The sequence below is a fragment of the Roseibium polysiphoniae genome (assembly GCF_014842925.1).
Classification (GTDB): Bacteria; Pseudomonadota; Alphaproteobacteria; order Rhizobiales; family Stappiaceae; genus Roseibium; species Roseibium polysiphoniae.
Map to the genome: position 1 here is coordinate 309,190 of NZ_JACYXJ010000002.1, position 16,344 is coordinate 325,533.

The 16,344-nt window shown below is 58.0% G+C and carries 16 protein-coding genes; 7 read left to right on the plus strand and 9 right to left on the minus strand.

The genetic code is table 11. The features are described from left to right. The first annotated feature begins 62 nt into the window (after positions 1-62). The 5 genes from IG617_RS05195 to IG617_RS05215 all read left to right on the plus strand — a co-directional run bounded on the left by IG617_RS05195 (position 63) and on the right by IG617_RS05215 (position 5,107). Positions 63-1,079: an amino acid ABC transporter substrate-binding protein gene (locus IG617_RS05195; protein WP_209008279.1), complete on the plus strand. Its 1,017-nt coding sequence runs from the start codon at positions 63-65 to the stop codon at positions 1,077-1,079. A 214-nt stretch (positions 1,080-1,293) separates the two neighbouring features. Beyond that, positions 1,294-2,511, plus strand: a complete 1,218-nt coding sequence (locus tag IG617_RS05200; RefSeq protein WP_192107986.1) for an amino acid ABC transporter permease — start codon at positions 1,294-1,296, stop codon at positions 2,509-2,511. 9 nt (positions 2,512-2,520) lie between these two features. After that, positions 2,521-3,675, plus strand: a complete 1,155-nt coding sequence (locus tag IG617_RS05205) for an amino acid ABC transporter permease (RefSeq protein ID WP_192107988.1) — start codon at positions 2,521-2,523, stop codon at positions 3,673-3,675. Positions 3,676-3,741: 66 nt separating this feature from the next. Further along, positions 3,742-4,545: an amino acid ABC transporter ATP-binding protein gene (locus IG617_RS05210; protein WP_153768840.1), complete on the plus strand. Its 804-nt coding sequence runs from the start codon at positions 3,742-3,744 to the stop codon at positions 4,543-4,545. 118 nt (positions 4,546-4,663) lie between these two features. Continuing rightward, complete coding sequence (locus IG617_RS05215; RefSeq protein ID WP_192107991.1) at positions 4,664-5,107, plus strand: META domain-containing protein; 444 nt, start codon at positions 4,664-4,666, stop codon at positions 5,105-5,107. A 3-nt stretch (positions 5,108-5,110) separates the two neighbouring features. On the opposite strand, the gene sseA is transcribed toward IG617_RS05215, so the two are convergent. The 5 genes from sseA to IG617_RS05240 form a co-directional block, all read right to left on the minus strand. Beyond that, positions 5,111-5,956 carry a 3-mercaptopyruvate sulfurtransferase gene (gene sseA / locus IG617_RS05220; RefSeq protein WP_192107993.1) on the minus strand — a complete coding sequence of 282 codons (846 nt, stop codon included), beginning with the start codon at positions 5,954-5,956 and terminating at the stop codon, positions 5,111-5,113. A gap of 36 nt (positions 5,957-5,992) precedes the next feature. Next, positions 5,993-6,709: an alanyl-tRNA editing protein gene (locus tag IG617_RS05225; RefSeq protein WP_192107995.1), complete on the minus strand. Its 717-nt coding sequence runs from the start codon at positions 6,707-6,709 to the stop codon at positions 5,993-5,995. Positions 6,710-6,821: 112 nt separating this feature from the next. After that, positions 6,822-7,469, minus strand: coding sequence for a LysE family translocator (locus IG617_RS05230; RefSeq protein ID WP_192107997.1), 648 nt, complete (start codon positions 7,467-7,469; stop codon positions 6,822-6,824). An 88-nt stretch (positions 7,470-7,557) separates the two neighbouring features. Beyond that, entirely contained in the window at positions 7,558-9,057 is a 1,500-nt protein-coding gene (gene cls, locus IG617_RS05235) for a cardiolipin synthase (RefSeq protein ID WP_192107999.1), read from the minus strand. Between the two features lie 25 nt (positions 9,058-9,082). After that, positions 9,083-10,117 (minus strand): cysteine synthase A, encoded by a 1,035-nt coding sequence (locus IG617_RS05240; protein WP_192108001.1) that lies wholly within the window; start codon positions 10,115-10,117, stop codon positions 9,083-9,085. Positions 10,118-10,404: 287 nt separating this feature from the next. On the opposite strand from IG617_RS05240, the gene IG617_RS05245 reads away from it, so the two are divergent. Together IG617_RS05245 and IG617_RS05250 are read left to right on the plus strand one after the other, a co-directional pair. Next, entirely contained in the window at positions 10,405-11,064 is a 660-nt protein-coding gene (locus IG617_RS05245) for a ChrR family anti-sigma-E factor (RefSeq protein ID WP_192108003.1), read from the plus strand. Between the two features lie 74 nt (positions 11,065-11,138). After that, positions 11,139-11,933: an SDR family NAD(P)-dependent oxidoreductase gene (locus IG617_RS05250; protein WP_192108005.1), complete on the plus strand. Its 795-nt coding sequence runs from the start codon at positions 11,139-11,141 to the stop codon at positions 11,931-11,933. A 47-nt stretch (positions 11,934-11,980) separates the two neighbouring features. On the opposite strand, the gene IG617_RS05255 is transcribed toward IG617_RS05250, so the two are convergent. The 4 genes from IG617_RS05255 to IG617_RS05270 form a co-directional block, all read right to left on the minus strand. Continuing rightward, the gene (locus IG617_RS05255) at positions 11,981-13,210 is read right to left on the minus strand and encodes an SAM-dependent methyltransferase (protein WP_192108008.1); all 1,230 of its coding nucleotides are present in this window, start codon (positions 13,208-13,210) and stop codon (positions 11,981-11,983) included. A 41-nt stretch (positions 13,211-13,251) separates the two neighbouring features. After that, complete coding sequence (locus IG617_RS05260) at positions 13,252-14,097, minus strand: DUF1365 domain-containing protein (protein WP_209008280.1); 846 nt, start codon at positions 14,095-14,097, stop codon at positions 13,252-13,254. Next, positions 14,094-15,392, minus strand: a complete 1,299-nt coding sequence (locus IG617_RS05265) for an NAD(P)/FAD-dependent oxidoreductase (RefSeq protein ID WP_192108009.1) — start codon at positions 15,390-15,392, stop codon at positions 14,094-14,096. Before IG617_RS05265 ends, IG617_RS05260 begins: the two co-directional genes overlap by 4 nt. A gap of 176 nt (positions 15,393-15,568) precedes the next feature. Next, positions 15,569-16,195, minus strand: coding sequence for a hypothetical protein (locus tag IG617_RS05270; protein WP_209008281.1), 627 nt, complete (start codon positions 16,193-16,195; stop codon positions 15,569-15,571). Positions 16,196-16,344 lie beyond the last annotated feature (149 nt).

Consider the following 16,344-nt stretch of genomic DNA (forward strand, 5'->3'; position numbering starts at 1 on the left):
GGCAGCATCGCGCTTTTCCAATGAAAGTATAAAAAGTATGGGTAACAAAAGGCTGCATATCCATGTCTAATAAAATCCTTCCGCTTGTACTCGGCACTGCCATGGGCGTTGCTGCGTCAGCTGCGAATGCAACCACACTTGAAGACGTAAAAGCCAAGGGCTTCGTTCAGTGTGGCGTGAGCCAGGGTCTTCCTGGTTTCTCCAACCCAGATGCCCAGGGCAACTGGACTGGTCTCGACGTTGACCTCTGCCGCGGCGTTGCTGCTGCCGTTTTCGGTGATGCGTCTGCTGTCAAGTTCACCCCGCTGTCCGCTAAAGAGCGTTTTACCGCTCTGCAGTCCGGTGAAATCGACATCCTGTCCCGTAACACCACCTGGACCATGTCCCGTGACACACAGCTCGGCCTGAACTTCGCCGGCGTGAACTACTACGACGGTCAGGGCTTCATGGTTCGCAAGGACCTAGGTGTCACGTCCGCTCTGGAAATGTCCGGCGCATCTGTCTGCACGAACACCGGTACAACGACCGAGCTGAACGTTGCCGACTACTTCCGTGCGAACAACATGCCGTACGAAATCGTCGCCTTCGAAAAGGCTGACGAAGTTGTTGCTGCATACGACGCCGGCCGCTGCGACGTTTACACCACGGACGCTTCCGGTCTGTACGCACAGCGCTTGAAGCTGACCAACCCAGCCGACCACATGGTTCTTCCGGAAATCATTTCCAAAGAGCCTCTCGGCCCGGTTGTCCGTCAGGGCGACGATGAGTGGTTCAACATTGCTAAGTGGACCCTCAATGCAATGATCAACGCCGAAGAAATGGGCGTGACCTCTGCAAACGTTGACGACATGAAGGGTTCCGACAACCCGTCTATCAAGCGTCTTCTCGGCGTTGAAGGTGCGTTCGGCGAAGCTATCGGCCTCGGCAACGACTGGGCTTACAACGTGATCAAGGGCGTCGGTAACTACGGCGAATCCTTCGATGCAAACGTTGGTCCAGACACCCCGCTCGGCATCGCACGTGGCGTTAACGCCCTGTGGTCCAACGGTGGCTTCCTCTACGCTCCGCCGGTCCGCTAAGACCTCCTGAGCTAGTGTTTCGGTTCCCGGCAGCCTGCTGCCGGGAACCAGATCCAAAAATGACTGAGAAGCAGCGAAAAAGCTGCAAGGTCTTTCAGAGATTTGGCCGCTCCTGTCGACAGGGGAATTGAGAGGAGAGTGGCCTTCTGTCCGCAGCTATTGTGCTCTTCAACAAGCTTCCATGATGCTGCGGCACAAACTCGGGCGAGGTTATATGTCAATTCAGGAGCAGGACTCGGCGGGGGCGCCGGCGCGTGCTTCGCTGTTGAATGATCCAAAAGCGCGGGGGCTTTTTTATCAAGCTACCCTCATCATTGCGCTGGTGGCGTTCGGTTGGTTCATCGTAAGCAACACGGTGGAAAACCTGGAGCGCCAGAACATTGCTTCCGGTTTTGGATTTCTCCAAAATACGGCTGGCTTCGGGATCATTCAGGCGCTGGTCGATTACACGGAGACGTCGAGCTACGGTCAGGCGATCCTCGTCGGCTTTTTCAACACGCTTCTTGTCGCCGTCATCGGTATTTTTCTCGCGACAATCATCGGCTTTGTGGTCGGTATCGCGCGACTTTCGAACAACTGGGTGATCTCACGTCTGGCATATTGCTACGTGGAGCTTATCCGCAACGTACCGCTGCTGCTCCAGATCTTCTTCTGGTATTTCGCAGTTCTGCGCGCGGTTCCGGGCAAACGGGACAAATGGTCGTTCCTGTTCGATACATTTCATCTGAACATCGCCGGCCTCCGTGGCCCGCAACCGATCTTTGAAGAAGGTTCTGGTATTATCGGCTGGGCCCTTGTTTTGGCGATCGTCCTTGCCTTTGCCGTGGCCCGCTGGTCGCGCAAGCGCCAGGAGGCGACGGGTCAGCAGTTCCCGGTCTTCCTGACCGGCCTCGGCCTGATCATCGGTCTGCCGTTGATCGCCTATCTCATCGCTGGCATGCCGATGCACTTCAACTATCCGGAGTTCGTCGAAACGGGACCAATGCTTCGCCGCGGCTTCACGCTCGGCTCGGGCTTCAACCTGATCCCTGAGTTCCTGGCGCTGACGCTCGCGCTCTCGATCTACACGGCGGCCTTCATTGCCGAGATCGTGCGTGCGGGCATCCAGGCCGTCAGTCATGGTCAGAGCGAGGCGGCACACGCGTTGGGACTTCGTAATGGTCCGACACTTCGTCTTGTGATTATCCCACAGGCGATGCGCGTGATCATTCCGCCGCTGACAAGTCAGTATCTCAACCTGACCAAAAACTCGTCTCTTGCGGTTGCCATCGCCTTCCCGGATCTCGTGTCCGTTGGCGGAACGGTGCTCAACCAGACCGGTCAGGCGATCGAGATCATCGGCATCTGGATGTTTGTCTATCTGACACTCAGCCTGCTGACCTCCGCCTTCATGAATTGGTACAACCAGCGCATGGCGCTCGTGGAACGGTAGGGCAGCACCATGGCAAACGCAGATATTTTCCAGATCAGAACGGAAGAAGCGCCCAAGCTTGCGGCGCCAATTTCCACCTCGGGCGTTATCGGCTGGATGAGACAGAACCTGTTCTCCTCCATCGGCAACACCGTCTTGACAGTCATCGGTATCCTGATCGCCTATTCGTTGATCATGCCGTTCATTCAGTTCGCGATCATCGATGCGGTCTGGACCGGTGACGACCGGACAGCATGTCTTGCCGTCGAAGGGGCCGGACATGCAGGTGCCTGTTGGGCCTATGTGATCGACTACCTGCCGCAGTTTATCTACGGCCGGTATCCGACCGAGGAGATCTACCGGGTCAACATCGTCTATGCATTGTTCGTGCTCTTGCTCGTGCCTTTGCTGATGCCGAGTGCACCTTACAAGGGGATCAACGCGCTGTTGTTCCTGGTCGTCTTCCCGATCATCTCCTACTTCCTGCTCACCGGGCTCGAGTTTGGCGACACGGTTGTGTTGCCGATCGTGGAGACTGCACGTTGGGGCGGTCTGTTGGTCACGCTTGTGATTGCGGTCACCGGCATCGTCGCGTCGCTTCCGCTCGGCATTGCGCTGGCTTTGGGCCGTCGTTCAAACATGCCCATCATCAAGATGGTATCGGTGATTTTCATCGAGTTCTGGCGCGGCGTGCCCTTGATCACCGTGTTGTTCATGTCGTCGGTCATGTTGCCGCTGTTCCTGCCGGAGGGCGTGACCTTCGACAAGCTGCTTCGAGTTCTGATCGGCGTGACGCTGTTTTCCGCTGCCTATATGGCGGAAGTTGTGCGTGGCGGCCTTCAGGCCATTCCGAAGGGGCAATACGAAGGCGCCATGGCTCTTGGCCTGCGTTTCTGGCAGATGATGGGTCTCATCATTCTGCCGCAGGCGCTCAAGCTGGTGATCCCGGGCATCGTCAACACCTTCATCGGTCTGTTCAAGGACACGACCCTGGTGCTGATCGTCGGCATGTTCGACCTTCTTGGCCAGATCCAGTCGTCCTTCTCCGATCCGAACTGGTCGACACCCACACAAGGACACACAGGCTATCTCTTTGCCGCCATCGTGTTCTTCATCTTCTGCTTCGGCATGTCGCGGTACTCCATCTTCATGGAGAACAAACTGCACACCGGTCATAAACGCTAGCCGTTCTTCGGCACCCCGGGGCGGGCGCACAGCCGCCCCGGCAGACGTCATATTTGGAGACAACAAATGTCAGAAAACGCTGTAAACGCTGAAGAACTCGCAGCAGACCGGTCGCGCATGCAGATCTCGGACACGGAAGTGGCCGTGGAGATCAAGAGCATGAACAAGTGGTATGGTGACTTCCATGTTCTTCGCGACATCAACCTCAAGGTCATGAAAGGCGAGCGTATCGTCGTTTGTGGACCTTCCGGTTCCGGCAAGTCCACGATGATCCGCTGCATCAACCGTCTCGAGGAACACCAGGACGGACAGATCATTGTCGACGGCAACGAACTGACCAACGATCTGAAAAAGATTGATGAGATCCGTCGTGAAGTTGGAATGTGCTTCCAGCACTTCAACCTTTTCCCGCATCTGACGATCCTGGAAAACTGCACACTTGCACCGATCTGGGTTCGCAAGATGCCGAAGAAGGAAGCCGAAGAAATTGCGATGCACTACCTCGAGCGGGTGAAAATCCCCGAGCAGGCAGGCAAGTACCCCGGCCAGCTTTCCGGTGGTCAGCAACAGCGTGTGGCCATCGCGCGCTCGCTCTGCATGAGCCCGAAGATTATGCTGTTCGATGAGCCGACCTCGGCGCTCGATCCTGAAATGATCAAGGAAGTGCTTGACGTTATGGTCGGTCTTGCTGAAGAAGGCATGACCATGGTCTGCGTCACCCACGAGATGGGCTTTGCCCGCAAGGTCGCCAACCGGGTCATCTTCATGGATGCCGGTCAGATCGTTGAGCAGAATGAGCCGGAAGCCTTCTTCACCAACCCGCAGCACGAGCGGACGAAGCTGTTCCTGAGCCAGATCCTGCATCACTGATCGCAGATCCATTCGCAAGATTTAAGGGCCGGCGGAAACGCCGGCCCTTTTGTTTACCTAACGTTATTTGCCTTGATGCACTGTCGCCGCAACGGCAACGGTCAAAGAGGGTCCGTTCATGATGAAATATGTTCGCTTGCGGTGGTTGATGTCCGCCTGTCTCGTTTCTGCACTTGGTGCTTTTTCCAGCGCTTCCGCCCATGCACAGGATGCGGAAGTTCCGCTGGATCTTCTCGGCAACTGGAAAGCAGAGACCATTGACGGTACTCCGGTCGCTGCAGATGTTGTGACCCTGCTCGAGTTCGAGGAAGCGGGCACAGTTGACGGCAACGGCGGCTGCAATCAGATTTTCGGGCCTTTGCGCACCGAAGGGCGGAGCATCCGGATCGGACCGCTTTCCGTCACGCGGAAGGCTTGCCCGCCAGACGTTCTGAACCAGGAAAAGGCCTTCCTGAAGGCGCTCAATGCAACCCGTGACTTCAAGAAGTTGCCCGCAGAAGGCGCGCTGCTCCTGCTTGATGGGCAAGGCACGGAAGTCGGGCGCTTCGTTTATGCCGACTGAGATCTAGCTGCCGGTGACGACCGTCGTGTCGTCCCGGCCGCCCCATTCGCTCCACGATCCGTCATAGAGCTTCAGATCCCTCGCGCCGGCGATTTCCAGTCCGAGCGTGAGCACCGCAGCGGTGACACCTGAGCCGCAGGTGGTTGTCACAGGCCGTGACAGGTCGAGGCCTGACGCTTTGAAAAGCTCTTTCAGTTCGCCTTCCGACTTCAGGGTGCCGTCCTCATTCATGAGGGTCATGAAGGGACGATTGTAAGCGCCTGGCATATGGCCCGAACGCATGCCCGCGCGCGGTTCGGCGGCTTCTCCAGTAAATCTCTCAGCGGGGCGTGCATCGAGTATCTGTGAGGAGCCATCCTTGGAGAAGCGGCGTATGTCGTCGATGTCGGCCAAAAGCCCGTTGTCCATGCGCGCGGTGAAATGCCGTTCGGGGCGCAGCACGTCGCCTTCTTCAAGCGCTCTGTCTTCCGCACGCCATTTCTTCATGCCGCCGTCGAGAACATAAACCTCCTTGACGCCCATGATTTTGAACATCCACCAAACACGTGGCGCCGAAAAGAAACCGATGCCGTCATAAACCACGATGGTCTGTCCATCGCCGATGCCGAGTTTGCGGACCTTGGAGGCGAACACGTGCGGCTGGGGCAGGGTATGGGGCAGGCCGGAGGTTGGATCGCTGATGGCGTCGATGTCGAAGCGAACAGCGCCGGGAATGTGTCCCTGCTGATACTCCTCCTCTGCATCACGCCCCATCTGCGGCAGGTACCAGGAACCGTCAACCACAACGAGGTCGGGGGACGTCAGATGGTCGGCGAGCCAGTCGGTCGAAACGAGGGGTGTGCTGGACATCTATGGTTTCCTCAAAAGCTTGCGTTGAACAGGGGATCAGTCTGCGAGGCGAATGCGAACCCTGCGATTCTGCTTGCCCTTCTTTTCCGACTTCCCGAGTTCGAGCTGTCCGATTTCGGATGTATTGGCCACATGTGTGCCGCCGCACGGCTGGAGATCAACATCACCGCCAATGCGGACGAGCCGAACCTTCCCGGATCCACGTGGCGGCTTCACGCTCATGGTCTTGACCAGGCCAGGGTTGGCGTCAAGTTCCTCATCGGTGATCCATTCAGATGTGATGGCGTGGTTGCCCGATGCCAGCTCATTGATGGCGGTGGCGACCGCATCCTTGTCGAGAACCGCATCGCCCATGTCGAAGTCCAGCCGTCCGTCGCCATCGCCGATCTGACCACCGGTCACAGGGTAGGGAAGGGCGACCGACAGCAGATGCAGGGCCGTGTGCATCCGCATCAGGCGGTAGCGGCGCGCCCAATCAAGTTCCACAGTGACGAGTGCCCCGGCCTCGGGAAGGTTTTGACCGTCGGCGGGGACGTGGACAATTGTTGTCTTGTCATCGCCATAGACCGTGGTCGCAATCTGGATCTCGCTTCCATCTGCAAGGCGCAGCGTTCCCGTGTCGCCGGGCTGACCGCCGCCGGTGGCATAGAAAACCGTCTGGTCCAGAACGATGCCGCCCCGTTCATTGACCTCAACAACGCTTGCTTCGCAGGTCTTCAGATAGGCATCGTCGCGAAACAGGGCGGTGGTCATTGGTGTCTCCCAAATCGATATGAATGGATGTCGGGAGTTGACCAATGATCGCGGTCCGTTGCAAGGCTGTATCGCCCTGTTCCAGACCATTTGAAGCAACTTGCTTGGTGCCTCAGTTGGAGGCTGCCTTGGCGGCCAGAAGCTTCAGCGCAAATGTGCCCATGATCCCGGCGAAGGCCCAGTCGAAGGCACGCATGGCTTTGGGAGACGCTTTCAGGAAGCTGGAAAAGGCACTGGCGCCAAAGACCATCGCAAGACAGGCTGGAAAGCCCAGGGCGACGAAATAAAAACCGAGAAACAAAAGCTTGCCGGTGGCGCCGGGGTCCGTCGGACTGACAAACTGGGGCAGGAACGTAATGAAGAAGAGGGCGATCTTGGGGTTCAGCAGGTTGATCCCCAGCCCCTGCAGCCAGACGCGCGCCAGTGACTGCGCCTTCACCGCCGTTTGATCGATGGTCAGGGAGGATCCGTTTCGGATGGCCTGATAGGCGAGCCAGATCAGGTAGGCCGCACCGACGACCTTGAGTATGGAAAACGCCGTTTCTGACGCGGCAAGCAGGGCGGAGACGCCCAGAGCTGCCAGAACGGAGTGAATGATGATGCCCGTTGTCGCGCCCAGGACAGCAGCAACGCCGGCCTTTCGCCCTTGTGCCAGCGTCTTGCCCATGAACAGGGTCATGTCCGGTCCCGGCGTGATGATCAGCACACAGGCCGCCGCAGTGAAGGCGATGAGGACAGTCAGGTCGGGAATGAATGACATTGTCGGGCCCATTCGAAAGCTTGAAAGACCTTTGCTTGTAACGCCTGCCAAGAGGCTATGCCAAGCAGAAAGCGCCTCCCAAAATCCACTAGAGGATCGGCGAGAGCAATCTTGCGCCCTGTGCCAGCACCCTAAAGGCATAGCTCCTGTTGTCCAGGTCGTCGGGACCGGTCTGGCGCGCGCCAGCGAAGTCCTTCTCGAGCATCGCCGCGATCTTGTCGATCATTCTTTGATGGGTGAACCAGAGCGTGATTTCGAAATTGATGCGGAAGGATCGGTTGTCGAAATTGACTGTTCCGACAGAGGCTAGGTCATCATCGACGAGGCTCACCTTCTGGTGCAGGAAGCCTTCGGTGTATCGATAGATCTTCACGCCTCTCGCCACCATCTCGTCCGCGTGGGCGTGGCTGGCCAGCCAGACCGTGGTGTGATCAGCCTTTTCCGGCAGGAGGATCCGCACATCAACGCCGCGCATGGAAGCTGCATAGAGTGAGGTGACCACGTCAATCGACGGCACGAAGTAGGGAGAGGTTATCCAGAGGCGCTTTCGGGCGCGGGCCGCCGCTTCGGCAAAGGCGATGGCGCATTCTTCCAGATCATCGGCTGGGCCGGTGGGCATGACGAGAACGGATTCGTCTCCGGGCTTTTCGAAGCCCGTGATGCGGTCGAGAGAAATCTTAGTGTTGTTGGCCCACTGCCAGTCCTCGGTCACGGACAGGGCGCAGGCAACGGCTGCAGGGCCGGATACCTTCACATGGGTATCGCGCCAGTGGCCGAACGTTTTTGACCTGCCGAGATACTCATCGCCGACGTTCAGTCCGCCAACCCAGGCATGTTCGAAGTCGGTGACGACGACCTTGCGGTGGTTGCGGTAGTTGAGCCGCATCGGGCCCAGGAAGCGCAGGTACTTGTGGCTCTCGTTGAAACCACTGACCTTGATCCCCGCCTTGCGCAGCCGGTTGAGATAGCTTCTCGGCAGGGCGTTGCTGCCAATCTCGTCATAGAGAACGAAGATCGTCACGCCCGCCAGCGCCCGCTCGATCAGCGCATCAGCGAAGTCGCGGCCTATCCTGTCGTCCTTGATAATGAAGAACTGGACCAGGATTGTGTGTTTTGCGTTCCGGATGCCTTCCAGGATCGAGGAAAAGGTTGCATCACCATCGATCAGGAGGTCGACCGCGTTGCCGGCAAGGAAGGGAACGCCAGCGACCTTGGACAGGACCGGCCAGTGCCGCGTCCCTTCCTGATCACTCAGCTTGAGCGTTTCGGCGGTTTGACTGCGCGCGGTTCGCCCGAGCAGCTCTTGCACCTTGGCGTAGTCGGCGAAAGAGCGCCAGCCGAAGACCAGATAAAGCGGGACGGTGACAAAGGGCAGAAAGAATATGGACAGAAGCCAGGCAATCGATCCCTGGGCGGTCCGGCTGTTCATGATTTCCCGCACGGCGCAGATGGCCGCCGCGATGTAGAAGCAAACCGCAATGAATGCGACGATGCCGAGGTTGTTGGCCAATGTGTCCAGAACCAGAGCGTCGGTTGCCAGATCTTCGGCAACCGCTTCAACGGTGTTCCCGTCCCCCGTCGGGTTCATTCTCTCTCCTTGCCACCTGCTCGCGTCAGACGAGAGGCGCTTTCAGCTTGCCTTCGCGTTCCAGCCAACCGGGAATCGGAAGGTTCTTGGACTTGAGGAAGGTCGGATTGTAGAGCTTGGACTGGCTTCTGGTGCCGTGGTCACACAGGATCGTCACGATGGTATGGCCGGGCCCCATGTCCTTGGCCAGACGGCGCGCGCCGGCCAGATTTATCGCGGAAGAGCCACCAAGCAACAGGCCTTCATGTTCGGCCAGATCGAAAACCAGGGGCAGGGCTTCTTCATCGGGGATCGCATAGGGATGCTCAACCTTGATGTCGCCGATGATCGGTGTCGAGCGGCCAAGGCCAATGCCTTCGGCGATGGAGCCACCATCGGTGGCCTTTGCCTCGCCGTCCTTGAAGAGGTGATACATGCCGGCCCCGAGCGGATCGGCGCAGCCGATGGTAATACCGGGCTTTTGTTCGCGCAGATATGTGGAGACACCGGCGAGCGTTCCGCCGGATCCCACGGCGCAAATGAAGCCGTCGATCTTGCCATCGGTCTGTTTGAGAATTTCCGGACCGGTGGTCAGGTAATGCGCCTTGCGGTTGTCCAGGTTGTTCCACTGGTCGGCGAAAAGGACGCCGTTGGGCTCGCTGGCAGCAAGTTCTTCGGCAAGCCGGCGCGCCACATGCTGATAGTTGTTCGGATCCTTGAAGGGCTTGGCGGGCACTTCAATCAGCTCCGCGCCGCACATGCGCAGCATGTCCTTCTTTTCCTGGGTCTGCGTCTCGGGGATCACGATCACGGTGCGATAGCCTCTTGCGCTGGCGACAAGTGCCAGGCCGATGCCCGTGTTGCCCGCGGTGCCTTCAACGATCAGCCCGCCTGGCTTCAACTCGCCTCGGGCTTCGGCTTCCAGAATCATTTGCCGAGCGGGGCGGTCCTTGACCGACTGGCCCGGGTTCATGAATTCAGCCTTGCCGAAAATCTCGCAACCAGTCTCTTCGGACAGGGCGTTGAGGCGGATCAGGGGCGTATTGCCGATGGCGTCGACGACGGATTTGCACACGGTCATTTCTGGGCGGTCCCAATTGAATCTTTTGATAGAGTGTCCCGTCCCTGAAGGGCGCGGGCCTCGTGTTGATGCGAAGCTAGTGTTCCTTTCTCTGCCGATCAAGCGTCAGCGCCTTGCACAGCCTTGAATTGGTTGAAAAACGGCGAAGCTTCGTTCTAATGTGCGCGGGTAAAGCTCTGCCTGTTCATCGAAAATAGTGCTGAGCCCAGTGATCCGATCCTTTTGATGCTTCGTAAGCGGGAAAAGTATTTCTATTTCCTGCCTACGGGAGCCCTATGAGCGACTGCATGGAAAAAAATGTCACCGGTCTGGATGAGCTGCTGGCGGGCTTCGCCGCAGGCACCTTGGCTGAGCCGGCCCAGGCCCTTGTCGGGGCGCATCTTGAGCTATCCGACGACAACCGAGACTATGTTGCATCGCTCGAAGCGCTGGCAGGTCTTGGTATCGAGGAAGCGCAACCAGTTGCGCTGTCCGACCGGGATGATGCGTTGGCCGCAATTTTTGCCTCCGAGCCAATTTCGGTCGATACGGCTTCTGCGGCAACCGGCAATGTCAACGAAAGCCGTGATCCGCGTTTGCCGGAAAGCCTGAGACGTATCGTCGGCAGCTCCCTGGATGGCGTTGCCTGGAAAACGCTGCTTCCGGGTGTGAAGGAATGCAAGTTCGGCGAAATAGACGGCTGTGTGGCTTCTCTGCTTTGGGTGCGGGCGGGGCGTGCAATGCCCTCTCACACCCATGAGGGCACAGAGCTGACGCTGGTTCTTCAAGGTGGCTTCAAGGATTCCGATGGTCATTTCGAACGGGGCGATATAGCCTTTGCCGACCAGGAAGTAGATCACAAGCCTATCGCCGATGAGGGCGAGGATTGCATCTGTTTTGCTGTGACCGAGGGAAGTCTGCGCCTCACGGGTCCTGTCGGCCGGTTTTTCGCGCCGTTCATGCGCTGACAGCTTTATCGGTCTAAAATCGATCCGCTCCCTGGGTTCGCTGCGTAGATCATGCGAACCCTGAGGAGTTTTTCATGACGACAGAATATGTGGCGCGGTCCGAAGACGGGTGTGCCTGGATCACCGGGGCAAGTTCGGGGATTGGTCGTGCGCTTGCATTGTCTCTTGCCGCCGACGGCTGGAAAGTTGCGGTCACTGCGCGCTCTGAGGACAAGCTTGCTGATCTCGCAGAAGCTGCGAAGGGGCTTGCTGGTCATATCATGGCGTTTCCCGGCGATGTCTCGCAAGCGGACGATATGGCAGCGCTCTGTGATGCGATTACGGCGACACTCGGGCCTTTGGCGCTTCTGGTGGCCAATGCGGGTGTTTACCTGCCGCAGGACGGGCTCGACGGCGATCGGCAAGAGTGGCAGACCACCATCGATGTCAACCTGAGTGGGACGGTCAATGTGGTTTTGCCCGTCATCGCAAAAATGAAAGCGGCTGGTCAGGGCCAGATTGCGATCGTCTCTTCAGTTGCCGGGTATCGAGGTCTTCCGACTTCTGCCGCCTATGGGGCGACGAAAGCCGCATTGATCAACATGGCAGAAGCCTTGAAGTTCGACCTGGACAAGGCGGGTATCCGGATGCAGGTGATCAATCCCGGCTTCGTCGACACGCCGGCGACGGCTGACAATCCGTTTCCGATGCCGCATCTGGTGACCGTCGATGAGGCCGTTGGTGAGATCCGAAAGGGTCTTGTCCATCCGAGCCGGTTCGAAATTGCTTTTCCAAGAGCCTTTGTCAGGCAGCTCAAGCTGCTGCGCATGCTGCCTTATTCGTTCTACTTCAAGCTGGTCGCCCGCTCGACTGGCTGGGACAAGACGTAGACAGCTCTTATGGTCTGCGGCCGGCGGAGTTTCTCGCCGGCACGCCCTTAGCTGTTCTTAACGTAGACCATCTGGCGTACGTCAATATTCCCGGACCGGAAACCGGCTTCGCAGTAGTGAAGGTAGAATTCCCATAGCCGCTTGAACCGCTCGTCAAAGCCAAGAGGACTGATCCGTGGCCAGGCTTCCCGGAACCGCATGCGCCATTCCGCGAGTGTCCTTGCGTAGTCCTGACCAAATATCTTCTGCTCTTCGAGGTTCAGCCCGAGATGCTTGCCGATCTCGGCGAGTTTTCCAGGGGGCGGCAGCATGCCGCCGGGAAAAATGTGGCGCTGAATGAAGTCGGGGCTACTTCGGTAGTCCTCGAACATCCGGTCCTGGATTGTGATGATCTGAAGCCCAGCGCGGCCACCCGGCTTCAGGCAGGCCGACAGCTGCTGAAAATACGTCGGCCAATAGCGCTCGCCGACGGCTTCGAACATCTCGATGGAGGCGATGCGGTCAAAGGTGCTGCGCTCGTCGCGATAGTCCTGAAAGACGACGTTGACCTTTTCGTTGAGGCCAGCCTTGAAGATGCGCTCGCGGGCATAGTCATATTGCTCGCGCGAAATGGTCAGAGCCTTGACGTTGGCACCCACTTCCTTGCCGACGAACTCGGCAAAACCGCCCCAGCCACAGCCGATTTCGAGCACGTCATGACCCGGTCGGATGTCGGTCTCGCGCACCAGGGAGGCATATTTCAGCTGCTGAGCGGCCTCCAGGTCATTGGTCCGCTCATCGAAGATGGCCGAGGAATAGGTCATCGAAGGATCGAGCCATTCCTTGTAGAAGGCATTTCCCAGATCATAATGCGCCGAGATATTGCGCTGGGACCCTTTTCGGGTGTTGGCGTTGAGCCAGTGTCTGACACCCAGCATAAACCGGGCGAACGGCTTTCCCTTCAGCGCTTCGAGCGTTGCATCACGGTTTATGCAGAAGAGCTCCAGAAAGGTGGTGGTGTCTGGCGATGACCAATAGTCGGCCATGAAGGCCTCGCCGACACCGACATCACCGCCCTGAAGCACCATGTTCACGAATGTCCAGTCGTGGATCACGACTTCGGCGGCCGGTCCAGGTTCCGTGCCTTTGAAGAGATACTGCCGCCCATCAGGGACGGTGACCATAAGGGAACCGATCTGGAGCTTCATTAGAATTTTGAAGCCCATTCGGGCCATGCGGGGAATGCCGGACATTGCTTGTTTTGCGTTGTCGCGGCTAACAATAACGAGTTGAGTCATGGTGAAACCCTCGGGCTCTACCTTGTTGAAAACACGCAAACTTATCCAGCCGCCAGCGGGCCGCTCGGGTGATCGGAAGAAGATTGCCTTGAAGCTCCCGGCGCAGGCCTTGGATAAAATCGTACACGCTTGCGCCAAATTTTAAAGGCCTGCCAGTGGATCCCGCCAACGACCTTGGCGGTCAGAAGCGGAATCCTGATGCAGAGTTTCAGGAGGACAGAGGAGGTGAGGGGCTTGTGATTGCCACTGAAAGTGGCCGACAGAAGAGGACCTTCGTCATCGGTTTCCAGGATCCGGATCCTCACCGATTTGCCCGGAGGCATCAGGCGAAAATGATAGTGCTGGTCCATGTCGATGAAGGGCGAGACGTAGAACAGCTTTTCCTGATCCTGCCTGAGGCCGGCGGCGCTCAACTGACCTTCGCGGACGGGTGCCACATACTGGTGCAGATCGCCGAATGTGTTGCGCACTTCGTAAACTACGGCAACAAGGGCATCAGATGCGTCATAGGCATAGTAGACAGCGAGCGGATTGAAGACCGTCCCCAAGATGCGCGGATAGGCCAGCAGCAGCACTTTGCTCGGTCGCTCGAGCCCCTGGGCTTCAAGAAGCCCATCCACATGCTGTCTTAGATCCGAGCCGTCTCGTGGCCCGTGATCTTTCGGATCGAAAGAGACCAGATTGAAGCGGCGAATGGAAAAAAATCGCGAGAGACGTGCGGCGTCCTCCAGCCTGTCCAGATCGATGAGCAGTGAAAAGACGTCATAGTCGAACCGGTGCGCAACGGGCTTCATGCGCGCGTGCATCACGGAGCCGCTGTAAAGGCAGGCCGCTGCATCCGGCGGTGCGCCGTTTGCGTCCATGCTTGTCGCTGTTTGCCGCGTCATTCGGCTGCTTCCATAACCGGCATTGGGTCTGCGCCGGTTTCCCAGGGCAAGGTCGCGCCAAGGCGCCGTGCAACGGACAGCCCTGCCGAAAGGCCGTCCTCATGAAACCCGTGCCCGGCCCATGCACCGCAGAACCAGGTGTTGTTGACGCCCTGGATGTCATCCAGATTTTTCTGGGCGTTTATGGCGGCGGCATCAAACTGCGGATGATCATAGACAAAATGGGCGAAAGTCAGATCATCTTTCGGCGGTTTTGGAGGGTTCAGGGTTACGAAAAGCGGCTTGCTACGGTCGATGTTCTGAAGCTTGTTCATCCAATAGCTGACCGTCACCTCGCGGCAAGAGTCCGGGTTGTCATCCGCCATATAGTTCCATGACGACCATACGGACTTTCTCGCGGGCATCAGGCTTTCGTCGCGGTGCAGATAGACGTTGTTCGGACGGTAGCGGATGGCGCTCAACAGTTCGCGCTCCCGGTTTGACGCGTCCGAGAGCATGGACAGTGACTGATCCGTGTGGCTGGCGAGGATGACCTGGTCGAAGACCTCGCTCTGACCGGTGCTGTCCTGGACATGCACCTTGCCGTTCTGGCGGCGTATCTCCGTCACCATGGCGCCGTAGCGGATCTGACCGGCCAGCGGGGCGAGAAGCTTTGAGACATAGTTTCGGCTTCCGCCTGAAATCGTGCGCCAGGTCGGTCTGTCAAAGTTGATCAGCCGGTGGTTCTCGAAAAAGCTGACGAAGCTCTCTGCCGGATAGTCCTGCACATCCTCAAGAGGGGTCGACCAGATGGCGGCGCCCATGGGCAGAAGGTAGTCGTTTATGAAGGCTTTCGAGTAGCCACCAAGCTCTAGGTATTGGCCGAGGGACAGGCCATCGAGCCGTCCAGCGGCGTTGTCGGCGGCGCAGGCCTTGTTGAAGCGAAAGATGTCGCGCAGCATCCACAGGAAGCGAGGCGACAGCAAGTTGCTGCGCTTGGCAAAAACCGTGTTCAGCGTCTGGCCGGACCATTCCTGGCGGCCGCTACGAGAGGAGAGGGCAAAGCTCATATCGCTCGCCTCGGTCTTGACCTGAAGATGATCGAGCAAGGCGGTGAAATTGGGGTAATTGAGTTCGTTGTAGACGATGAAACCGGTGTCGACCGCGATTTTCGTGCCGTCATAATCCACATCGACCGTTGCGCTATGCCCGCCAGGGCGAATTCGCTTTTCGTAGAGGACAACGTGGTGGTCGTTGCTGAGTGCCCAAGCGGCACTGTTTCCGGCAATGCCGGAGCCGATGACGGCGATCCGCATGGCAAATCCTTTTCTTTCGACCGCCCGGGTAGGGAGCCTGATCTGTCTTGTGCTGGATTTACGGGGTTCGGTTTTAAACGGATCACCTTTCAAGAGAACTAGCTATTGAAAACAATAAAAAAATCGACCCGACGCGGCGTCGAGCCGATTTGCGAAGATCCGTAAAGGGACATGTGTCAAACGCGGATGGTGTCCACCAGCCAAGACCACGCAACTTCAACCTGCGTAACGGCCGTGTCGAAAAAGGTCAGGACTGTCGTCCAGATTGTCTGTCCGACCGCAGCCATTTCGAGCAACGGAGAGCTTTTCTTCTTGGGCGCGGCTTCGACAAATTCCACTGACGTGCTCTCTTGACCATCTTCAACGATCCGGCGCGTCACCATCATCTGCCCTTCGATTTCAAGCCGGCTCTCGTCGGATTTGACGATACGCGTTGCCGGGTCGACCGAACGCACCACGACCGCGCGGCCATCAGGCAACAGATGGGTTTCGTTTGGGCGAACTTCGGAATCGTAGATGACCTCACCATAACTGTCGATGAGCTCGACCCATATGGTGTCGCGTCCGAACAACTCGATCTCGCCGACCCATATGGTCAGATCGCTGTTGAGCGGGTCGGTTTGCTCCTTGCTGGCCGATGCGACGGTGACCGCCAGCTGATCTTCTTCCAGCGTCACGGTTTCCTGCGGCAGCGGCGACGCAGATGCCTTTTGGCTCTGTGCGGCCAGCCCAAGAATCAGCAGCGCCGTGCAAAGGGCGGTGGCGAGCGCACTTGGGGGCGTGATTTCCATAATACGGTGCATGTGTGCCTCCTGGGGCAGATACATCCTTTCAACGCGCGCAGCCGATTAAGGTTTCAAGATCGCTTGTTTTCTTGTCCAACCCGCTCGGTTTCTGTCACGCTTAAGCCATTATTGCACCACAATTGGTACTTGATGTGTGATTTAAATCG

What these genes read in the sequence shown, in the direction of transcription:
- IG617_RS05195 (WP_209008279.1), top strand. Translation starts at nt 63, where the DNA reads ATGTCTAATAAAATCCTTCCGCTTGTACTCGGCACTGCCATGGGCGTT.
- IG617_RS05200 (WP_192107986.1), top strand. Translation starts at nt 1,294, where the DNA reads ATGTCAATTCAGGAGCAGGACTCGGCGGGGGCGCCGGCGCGTGCTTCG.
- IG617_RS05205 (WP_192107988.1), top strand. Translation starts at nt 2,521, where the DNA reads ATGGCAAACGCAGATATTTTCCAGATCAGAACGGAAGAAGCGCCCAAG.
- IG617_RS05210 (WP_153768840.1), top strand. Translation starts at nt 3,742, where the DNA reads ATGTCAGAAAACGCTGTAAACGCTGAAGAACTCGCAGCAGACCGGTCG.
- IG617_RS05215 (WP_192107991.1), top strand. Translation starts at nt 4,664, where the DNA reads ATGATGAAATATGTTCGCTTGCGGTGGTTGATGTCCGCCTGTCTCGTT.
- sseA (WP_192107993.1), bottom strand. Translation starts at nt 5,956, where the DNA reads ATGTCCAGCACACCCCTCGTTTCGACCGACTGGCTCGCCGACCATCTG.
- IG617_RS05225 (WP_192107995.1), bottom strand. Translation starts at nt 6,709, where the DNA reads ATGACCACCGCCCTGTTTCGCGACGATGCCTATCTGAAGACCTGCGAA.
- IG617_RS05230 (WP_192107997.1), bottom strand. Translation starts at nt 7,469, where the DNA reads ATGTCATTCATTCCCGACCTGACTGTCCTCATCGCCTTCACTGCGGCG.
- cls (WP_192107999.1), bottom strand. Translation starts at nt 9,057, where the DNA reads ATGAACCCGACGGGGGACGGGAACACCGTTGAAGCGGTTGCCGAAGAT.
- IG617_RS05240 (WP_192108001.1), bottom strand. Translation starts at nt 10,117, where the DNA reads ATGACCGTGTGCAAATCCGTCGTCGACGCCATCGGCAATACGCCCCTG.
- IG617_RS05245 (WP_192108003.1), top strand. Translation starts at nt 10,405, where the DNA reads ATGGAAAAAAATGTCACCGGTCTGGATGAGCTGCTGGCGGGCTTCGCC.
- IG617_RS05250 (WP_192108005.1), top strand. Translation starts at nt 11,139, where the DNA reads ATGACGACAGAATATGTGGCGCGGTCCGAAGACGGGTGTGCCTGGATC.
- IG617_RS05255 (WP_192108008.1), bottom strand. Translation starts at nt 13,210, where the DNA reads ATGACTCAACTCGTTATTGTTAGCCGCGACAACGCAAAACAAGCAATG.
- IG617_RS05260 (WP_209008280.1), bottom strand. Translation starts at nt 14,097, where the DNA reads ATGACGCGGCAAACAGCGACAAGCATGGACGCAAACGGCGCACCGCCG.
- IG617_RS05265 (WP_192108009.1), bottom strand. Translation starts at nt 15,392, where the DNA reads ATGCGGATCGCCGTCATCGGCTCCGGCATTGCCGGAAACAGTGCCGCT.
- IG617_RS05270 (WP_209008281.1), bottom strand. Translation starts at nt 16,195, where the DNA reads ATGCACCGTATTATGGAAATCACGCCCCCAAGTGCGCTCGCCACCGCC.